Annotated in this window: 8 protein-coding genes; all 8 read left to right on the top strand. The window is 66.0% G+C overall.

Annotated elements, in window-relative coordinates; genetic code table 11:
• The first annotated feature begins 105 nt into the window (after window positions 1–105).
• The gene (locus tag ACWDTF_RS24515; protein WP_240860955.1) at window positions 106–1,104 is read left to right on the top strand and encodes an ABC transporter permease; all 999 of its coding nucleotides are present in this window, start codon (window positions 106–108) and stop codon (window positions 1,102–1,104) included.
• Window positions 1,101–2,117 carry an ABC transporter ATP-binding protein gene (locus ACWDTF_RS24510; RefSeq protein ID WP_240860957.1) on the top strand — a complete coding sequence of 339 codons (1,017 nt, stop codon included), beginning with the start codon at window positions 1,101–1,103 and terminating at the stop codon, window positions 2,115–2,117. The genes ACWDTF_RS24515 and ACWDTF_RS24510 overlap by 4 nt, the downstream gene beginning before the upstream one ends.
• A complete protein-coding gene (locus tag ACWDTF_RS24505; protein WP_449755229.1) occupies window positions 2,110–3,138 on the top strand; it encodes an ABC transporter ATP-binding protein in 1,029 nt (342 codons plus the stop codon). Before ACWDTF_RS24510 ends, ACWDTF_RS24505 begins: the two co-directional genes overlap by 8 nt.
• A complete protein-coding gene (locus tag ACWDTF_RS24500) occupies window positions 3,135–3,869 on the top strand; it encodes a sulfite exporter TauE/SafE family protein (RefSeq protein ID WP_240860961.1) in 735 nt (244 codons plus the stop codon). The genes ACWDTF_RS24505 and ACWDTF_RS24500 overlap by 4 nt, the downstream gene beginning before the upstream one ends.
• Window positions 3,866–4,882, top strand: coding sequence for a 2-hydroxyacid dehydrogenase (locus ACWDTF_RS24495; protein ID WP_449755228.1), 1,017 nt, complete (start codon window positions 3,866–3,868; stop codon window positions 4,880–4,882). Before ACWDTF_RS24500 ends, ACWDTF_RS24495 begins: the two co-directional genes overlap by 4 nt.
• A gap of 148 nt (window positions 4,883–5,030) precedes the next feature.
• Window positions 5,031–6,626 (top strand): aldehyde dehydrogenase (NADP(+)), encoded by a 1,596-nt coding sequence (locus ACWDTF_RS24490; protein WP_355273589.1) that lies wholly within the window; start codon window positions 5,031–5,033, stop codon window positions 6,624–6,626.
• A gap of 28 nt (window positions 6,627–6,654) precedes the next feature.
• Window positions 6,655–7,590, top strand: coding sequence for a 5-dehydro-4-deoxyglucarate dehydratase (locus tag ACWDTF_RS24485; protein WP_240860966.1), 936 nt, complete (start codon window positions 6,655–6,657; stop codon window positions 7,588–7,590).
• Between the two features lie 13 nt (window positions 7,591–7,603).
• A complete protein-coding gene (locus tag ACWDTF_RS24480) occupies window positions 7,604–8,869 on the top strand; it encodes a glucarate dehydratase family protein (protein WP_240860968.1) in 1,266 nt (421 codons plus the stop codon).
• The last annotated feature ends 142 nt before the right edge of the window (window positions 8,870–9,011 follow it).

The raw sequence follows: 9,011 nt of genomic DNA, 5'->3' as shown, positions 1-9,011 counted from the left end.
CCATCACGAAGGGTCAATGCCGGGGCCGGGGAATTCGCCATAACTCATCCTCCCAGCCCGGAAAGCGTTTAAGAACTTACGACACGCGACACTAGGAGGACCCAGATGTCGATCGTCACCGAACCCCTCGACCCGACCAGCCCTGTCGCGTCGACCGACCCGATGGGCGACTCGGTCGCCGCCAAGAAGGTGCCGTCGAGCAAGTTGCCGTTGTGGCGACTTCTCTTGCGGGACAAGCTCGCCACCGTGGCCGCGGTGATCCTCGGGATCGTCCTGTTCACGGCGATCTTCGGCCCATGGCTGGTGGGCGACGCCGCGACCGAGCAGAACCTCGACGAGTCGAATCTGCCGCCGTTCAACCTCGACACCGGCGCGATGAACTTCCTCGGCACCGACCCCCTCGGCCGCAGCATGTTCGCGCGGTTGGTGGTGGCCTGCCAGACCACGCTGATGGTGTCCGTTCCCGCGGTGGTGATCTCGTGCGTCATCGGCTCGGCGATCGGCATGTGGGCCGGCTATCACCGGGGCTGGCGGGAAACCTTCGCCATGCGCGTCGCAGACGTCATCATGAGCTTCCCGTCGTTGCTGCTGGCAGTGGTCATCCTCTACGTGTTCTCGCCGAGCGCGGCCAACATCGTTGCGGTCCTGGCCATCACCCGCATCCCGATCTACCTGCGCACCGCCCGCGCCGAATCCGCCGAACTGCAGAGCCGCGTCTTCGTCGACGCCGCACGAACATTCGGCGCCAGTAGTGGGCGCATCCTGCGCGGTCACGTGCTTCCCATCCTGCTGCCGACCTTGTTGACCGTGGCTACGCTCGACTTCTGCTACGTGATGCTCGCCGAATCGTCACTGTCGTTCCTGGGCATCGGCATCCAGCCGCCCGAGGTGAGCTGGGGTCTGATGGTGTCGCAGGGCCGGACGTACCTACAGACCGCGTGGTGGCTCTCGTTCTTCCCCGGTCTGGCCATCGTCGTCACGACGGTCTCGGCGACGATCCTCGCGGCATGGGCTCGCATTGCCACCGATCCCGGTCAGCGCTGGCGCCTGACCACCCCCAAAGCCCGTAAGCGCTTCTTCTCCTCACGAAAGGCCGTGCGATGAGTGCACCCACCCTTGACCGGAAATCGCGCACGGACGAACTTGTCGCCCTTGAGGTTTCCGACCTGACCGTCGATCTGCGCACGCCGACCGGGACCGTGCGGGCCGTCGACCACGTCTCTTTCCTGGCCCGACGCGGCGAGACCCTCGCTCTCCTCGGAGAATCGGGCTGCGGCAAGTCGATGACCGCGCAAGCGCTGGTCGGTCTGCTCGACCCCATCGCGGAGATCTCCGACGGCTCCATCAACCTCGACGACGTCGACCTGGTGACCGCGTCAGCCGGCAAACGCCGCGACATGGCCGGCACCGAACTGGCCATCGTCTTCCAGGACGCGCTCACGGCACTGAATCCCGTCTACACGGTGGGAACCCAACTGGCCGAACCGTTTCGCATCCACCGCAAGATGTGCCGCAAGCAGGCGCGCCATGAGGCCATCGAACTGATGCGCCACGTCGGGATTCCGGAACCGGAGACGCGCATCGACTCTTACCCCCATCAGTTCTCCGGCGGTATGCGGCAGCGGCTGCTGATCGCGATGGCGGTTGCCCTGAGCCCCAAGGTACTTCTCGCCGACGAGCCGACGACCGCGCTCGACGTCACCGTCCAGGCGCAGATCATGGCGCTGCTCGCGCGGCTGCGCACCGAACACGACATGGCGGTGGTACTCATCACCCACGACCTGGCCCTGGTGGCCGAACAGGCCGACCGGGTGGCGATCATGTACGCCGGCAACGTCGTCGAAACCGGCACGGTTGCCGAGGTGTTCGGCAATCCCAAGCATCCCTACACGAAGGGGCTGCTCGACTCGGTCCCGGTGAGCGCCGAGCGCGGTGCCGATCTCAAGTCCATCGGCGGGACACCACCGGACCTGCACTCGATCCCGACCGGCTGCGTCTACCAGGCGCGCTGCCCACTGGCACGCGGACGATGCGTCCAAGAACGACCGACTCTGCAATCGGTAGGTGAAGGCCGCAAAGCAGCCTGCCATTTCCCGGAGGAGACCAGCAATGCCTGAACAACAGTCTGAACGCGACCCAGCCCAGGTCCTCGAAGTCCGTGACGTCGGCAAGACATTCACGGTGTCGGGAAAGTCTGGGCGCAAGCAGCTCCGCGCGCTCGACGGCATCAACCTCGACCTGCGCAAGGGGGAGACCCTCGGTCTGGTCGGTGAATCCGGCTGCGGCAAGTCCACACTCGCACGCACTCTGATGATGCTCGAGCGGCCCGACGACGGTACCGTGCGCTGGGACGGCACCGATCCGTACCGGCTCAAGGGCAAGGACCTGCTTGCTCTACGACGCAAGGTGCAGATGGTCTTCCAAGACCCGTACGCATCACTGAACGCGCGCATGAACGCGGCCGAGATCATCTCCGAACCGTGGCGTACGCATCGAGATCTGTACCCGCGCAAGCGGGATCGCGCAGCCCGCGTTCGCGAGCTGCTGCATCTGGTCGGTCTGCGACCCAGCGACGAACACCGTAGCCCCCAGGAGTTCTCCGGCGGCCAGCGTCAGCGACTCGGGATTGCGCGCGCGCTCGCGCTCAACCCCGAGGTGATCATCTGCGACGAGCCGGTCTCGGCACTCGATCTGTCGGTACAGGCGCAGGTTCTCAACCTGCTCAACGACCTTCAACATGAACTCGACATCTCCGATATCTTCATCTCGCACGACCTGTCGGTGGTGCGGCACGTCGCCGACCGCGTCGCTGTGATGTACTTCGGTAGGATCGTCGAAACCGGCAGCACCGAATCGGTTTTCGATCATCCGGCGCACCCGTACACCGAAGCCCTGATGTCGGCGGCGCCGTCACTGGATGCGACGCACCGTCGCGAACGGATCCTGTTGTCGGGTGAGGTTCCGTCGCCGCTGAACCCGCCGTCGGGCTGCCGATTCCGGACCCGATGCGCGCATGCCACCGACATCTGCGCGACGCAGTTGCCGCCGATCGTGGACGATCTGGCCGACGCCGGCCACGTCGCCGAGTGCTATCACCCGCGTGGTCGCGTCGCCCTCGGGACGCCCGCGGTCGCATGACCGTGGCCATCCTGGCCGTGGTGACCGTGACGGTGTGCCTCGCCGCGTGTATGCAGGCGTCGATCGGCTTCGGCATGGGCATGCTCGCAGCGCCGGTGGTGGCCCTGGTGGCGCCAGAGTTGTTGCCGGGCACGCTCATCGCGTCGGCCACCGTGGTCACGCTGATGGTGGTGGTGAAAGAGCGGGAAGCGCTCGACCTGCGTGGCACGGGATGGGCGTTGGTCGGACGAATCCCGGGCACCATCGCCGGTGCACTGCTGCTGGTTTGGCTTCCCGAGCGCGGACTGGCGCTGATGCTTGCCGGTGTGGTGCTCGGCGGTGTGGTCCTTGCCGCGCTGGGCTGGCAACCGCGTCCGCGTCGGCGTGCGCTGGCCACCGCGGGGGCCGCGTCGGGCTTGCTCGGTACCGCCACCTCGATCGGCGGACCGCCGATGGCCTTGGTGATGTCGGGCTCCGAAGGTGCCCGCGTGCGCAGCAATATGAGCGCGTTCTTCCTGGTGGGCAGTCTCATGTCGCTGGGTGCCTTGGCGGCTGCGGGTCACCTCCATCGGGAGATCGCGGTGGCGTTTGTCGTACTCATTCCGGCAGTCGTGGTCGGCTACTTCGCATCCCGCTACGTGAATCGCCTGCTCGACGCCAAGCGGTTGCGCACCGTGTCCATCGTGGTGTCGACGATCGGTGCGTTGCTGCTCATCGGGCAGCAGATCCTATTCTTCAAGGAGTTGCCGTGAAGGTCGTCATTGGTGAACGAAACGTACTGCCACACAAGGAACTCTTTCTGTCTCTGCTCGACACGGCAGATCTAGAGTTCTCCTGGCACGAGAGTTTTGACGAGAGCCGTCTGGTCGACGACATCGGCGACGCAGATGTGTACATCGGCGGGCGGGTGACTCCGGCCATGGCGAGAGCCGGTACGGGACTGCGACTCGTGCATGCGGTCGGGGCGGGCACCGACAAGGTGAGTACCGCGGACTTGCCGGCCGGCACCATGGTGGCCAACACGTTTCATCACGAGGATGCGATCGCCGAGTACGTGGTCTCGTCCGCGGTGATGCTGCGACGCGGCCTCCTGCGCCAGGATGCAGAACTGCGCAGGAACAACTGGGCGACCTCGGTCTACCGCGACGGTCTGGCGCAGCCACACACGCTGCGCAACGCGATGATCGGTTATGTGGGCTTTGGTCACATCGGCCGGCGCAGCGCGGAGTTGTTCGCTGCCTTCGCTGCCCGTGGTTGTGCAGTCACCGGGTCCGGTCGTATCACCGAACCTGCTGGCCTGGAATGGTATTCGAACACCGACGAGCTCAAGCGGCTCATGCACGAGTCGGACGTGGTGGTGGTCTCGGCGCCGCTGAACGAACGCACCGAGGGCATGATCGGCGCCGAGGAACTGTCCTGTCTCGGGTCCGACGGGATTCTGATCAATGTCGGTCGCGGGCCCCTCATCGCTGAACGAGATCTGTACGAATCGTTGCGAGACAACGTCATCGGAGGCGCGGCGATCGACGTCTGGTATCGATACCCCGCCGGTGGCGATCGCGCCGAACCGTCGGACCTGCCCTTCGCGCAGCTGCCGAATCTGTTGATGACGCCGCACACTTCGGGAGTGAGTGCCGAGACGTTCGTCGGGCGGGTACACGATGTCGCCGACAACATCCGACGCCTCGTCGACGGCCGGCCGCTGGATCGAATTGTGTGGCCGCCGGCGGGTAGTAACCCTGCGACCTCGGTCGATACGGTGTAAGCATCGATGGGCACTGAATTTGACTTGGACATGAATGGATAACCGGACTTACCGTCAGAACATGGCACCGATCGCGGCGAGCGATCCCCACCGCGATCGGCGCCACTCCACCACCGCACAGTCGACGAATCGGCGAAGGAAGACACAGATGACGACCGCAGAACGGACCGGGACACTGACCGGGCAGATGATCATCGCCGGTGAGTACGTCACCGGAACCGGCCGGGCGATCCAGGCCGTGAATCCGGCAACCGACAAACTGCTGACGCCCGCGTACGGGCATGGCGATGCCGCCGACGTCGAACGCGCGACCGCGGCCGCGTGGCAGGCGTTCGGCCCGTACCGCAACACCACCTCGGCCGACCGTGCGCACTTCCTGGACACCATCGCCGACAACGTCGACGCGGCACGCGACGAGCTGGTCGAGCGGGCAACCGCCGAGACCGGACTCCCCGCCGCCCGGATCACCGGTGAGGTCGGCCGCACCAGCGGGCAGTTGCGGCTCTTCGCGAGCGTGCTGCGGGAGGGCAGCTGGCACGGCGCACGTATCGACCCGGCGCTGCCGGACCGGACGCCGTTGCCCCGTCCCGACATCCGCCAGCGCCGCATCCCCCTCGGGCCGGTGGCGGTGTTCGGCGCCAGCAACTTTCCCCTCGCGTTTTCCGTCGCCGGCGGCGACACGGCCTCGGCCCTGGCCGCCGGCTGCCCGGTCGTGGTGAAGGCCCATGACGCCCATCCGGGAACCTCGGAACTGGTGGGCCAGGCCATCACCGCCGCTATCGCGGCCACCGGCATGCCTGCGGGCACCTTCTCCCTCCTGTACGGCGCGGGTTCGGAACTCGGTGTCGCGCTGGTCACCGACCCGAACATCAAGGCCGTCGGCTTCACCGGATCTCGTTCGGGTGGTACAGCTCTCGTTCGTGCAGCGGCAGCCCGCCCCGAGCCGATCCCGGTCTACGCGGAGATGAGCTCGATCAATCCGGTGTATCCACTGGCGGGCGCACTCCGTGCGGATGCTGCGGGTCTCGGCAAGGCCTTCGTCGGTTCGCTGACGATGGGTTCGGGACAGTTCTGCACCAACCCCGGCCTGGTGATCGCGGTCGACGGCCCCGACCTGGACACCTTCATCGAATCCGCTGCCCAGGCCGTGGCCGCCTGTAGTCCGACCCCGATGCTGACGCCGAACATCGCGCGGTCGTACTCCGCCGGCGTCGACGAATTCGACAAGGCGGCAACGGTGGTGGCGCGAGGTGAACAGCCCGATGGCCCCAACGCATGCCGTGCGGCATTGTTCGCCACCGACGCCGACACCTTCCTCGCGTCATCCGAGTTGCAGGACGAGATCTTCGGAGCGTCGAGCCTGATCGTCAAATGCCGAGACCAGCAGCAGGTGCGCGAGGTCACCACCAAGCTGGAAGGCCAGCTGACGGCGACCGTCCATGCGGCCGACGGCGATCACGCCGCCGCCGCCGACCTCGTGAGCGATCTGGAACTCAAGGCCGGTCGAATCCTGTTCAACGGCTGGCCCACCGGCGTCGAGGTGGGGCACGCGATGGTGCACGGCGGGCCGTATCCGTCGACCTCCGACAGCCGGACCACCTCCGTCGGATCGCTGGCGATCGAACGATTCCTGCGACCCGTTGCCTATCAGGACGTCCCCGACGCCCTGCGGCCTGCCGCCATCGCCGACGGCAACCCCGAACACATCTGGCGCCGCATCGACGGCGAACTCACCCGCGACTGACCACACACAGAAATTCAAGGAGCTCACCATGCTTGACGGCGTACTGTTCTTCCCCGTCACACCCTTCGGCCCCGACGGCGAGGTCGACTACGACCGTCTCGTCGAGCACATCGACCGCGGTGTCGCAGCCGGCCCCGGCGGCGTCTTCGTCGCCTGCGGCACCGGCGAATTCCATGCGCTCGGCCTGCGCGAGTTCGGCGAGATCGTGCGCCGCACCGTCGAGACCGTCGGCGGTCGGGTGCCGGTGTTCGCCGGTGCCGGCGGTTCGCTGGTCCAGGCCAAGGAATTCGCGGCCAGTGCCAAGGCGAATGGTGCCGACGGAATCCTTTTGCTCCCACCGTATCTCGTCACCATGCCGCCGGCCGGACTCGTCGAGTACACGCGCGCCGTCGCATCGACCACCGACCTGCCGGTCATCGTCTACAACCGTGGCAACGCGGTCTTCGACGAAGCCGCCGCGATCAAGGTCGCCCAGCTGCCCACCGTCATCGGATTCAAGGACGGCACAGGCGATCTCGACAACGTGTCGCGGATCGTGATCGCCGTGAAGGCTGCCTTGGCAGATTCCGGCAAGGAGTTCCTGTTCTTCAACGGCCTGCCGACCGCCGAGATCACCCAGCAGGCCTACCGCGCCATCGGCGTGACCCTGTACTCGTCGGCGACCTTCGCCTTCGCGCCGGAACTGGCCCTCGCGTTCTACAACTCGCTGGAAACCGGCAACACCGAACTCACCGAGGCGTTGCTGCGGGACTTCTTCCACCCACTCGTGCGCCTGCGCAACAAGGTTCCCGGGTATGCGGTGTCGCTGGTGAAGGAGGGCGTGACCATGGAAGGTATCGACGCCGGACCAGTACGCGCACCTCTCGTCGGACTCACCGACGAGCATCGCGCGGAACTCGAACGAATCACCGCCGCTGGTCGTGCCGTCCTGGCCGGTTCGCTGGCCACCAGCGCGGCCGTCTGAGGCAGCCGGTCCCATGCAACCGACAGTCATCACCGGCGTCACCGTCACACCCGTGGCATTCGTCGACCCGCCATTGCTGAACACCGTTGGTGTGCACCAGCCGTATGCGTTGCGGGCGATCATCCGAATCGATACCGCCGGTGGTCTGCAGGGAGTCGGCGAGACGTATGCCGATACTGCGCACATCACCCGGATGGAAGCCGCCGCCGAGGCCATCGTCGGCTTGGATGTGTTCTCCCTCAACCTGATCCGCACCACGATCGACGAGCGGATCGGACAGTTGTCGGTGACCGGCGGTGACGGCGTCGCCGGCATGATCACCACCGCCAGCACGACGGATCGTGTGTTCTCGCCGTTCGAGGTGGCCTGCCTCGACGTCCAGGGCAAGAGCCTCGGCCGTCCGGTCAGCGACCTGCTCGGAGGTGCGGTGCGCGATCGGGTTCCGTTCAGCGCCTACCTGTTCTACAAGTGGGCGGGGCATCCCGGCGGAGTCGAGGACAGCTGGGGTGAGGCAATCGAGCCCGGTGGGCTGATCCGCCAAGCGCATCGCATGATCGACGAGTACGGCTTCACCGCAATCAAACTCAAGGGCGGCGTGTTCCCGCCGGATGAGGAAGTTGCGGCGATCAAGGCCCTGGCCGCTGAATTCCCCGATGTGCCGCTGCGACTCGACCCCAATGCGGCCTGGACCGTCGACACGTCGATCCGGGTGGCCGCCGAACTCGACGGCGTGGTCGAGTATCTCGAAGACCCCACACCGGGACTCGACGGGATGGCCGAGGTGGCCGCCGAGGCCAAGATGCCGCTCGCGACCAACATGTGCGTCGTCGCCTTCGATCATCTCGAGCCGGCCATGCGCAAGAATTCGGTGTCGGTGGTGCTGTCCGATCATCACTATTGGGGTGGTCTGCAGCGATCGCGACTGCTCGCCGGAATCTGCGACACCTTCGGGATGGGCCTGTCGATGCACTCCAACTCCCATCTCGGCATCAGCCTGGCCGCGATGACCCATCTGGCCGCCGCCACACCGAATCTCACCTATGCGTGTGACACCCACTGGCCGTGGAAGACCGAGGATGTGGTGAAGCCGGGTGTGCTCGGTTTTGTCGACGGGGCGGTGCCGGTGCCGACCGGCCCTGGGCTCGGTGTCGAGGTCGACGAGGCCGCGCTGGAGCGGCTGCATCAGCAGTACCTGGATTGCGGTGTGCGCGATCGCGACGACACCGGTTACATGAAGTCGATCGACCCGAGTTTCGAGAACACCTGTCCGCGTTGGTGAGCGTTGGTATGGTTCGCCATGCCAGTTCGCCCGTCGCGCAGACTTCGCTGTCAGCGGACATGAAAAACTGCCCATGGGCGGTCACGAAAGTGCCCGCTGACGGCCAATAAGGACTGCCCATGTGCGGTCACGAAAGTGCCCG

This window comes from Gordonia sp. NPDC003422 (assembly GCF_053588675.1).
This window is presented reverse-complemented; position numbering and strand designations above follow the sequence as displayed.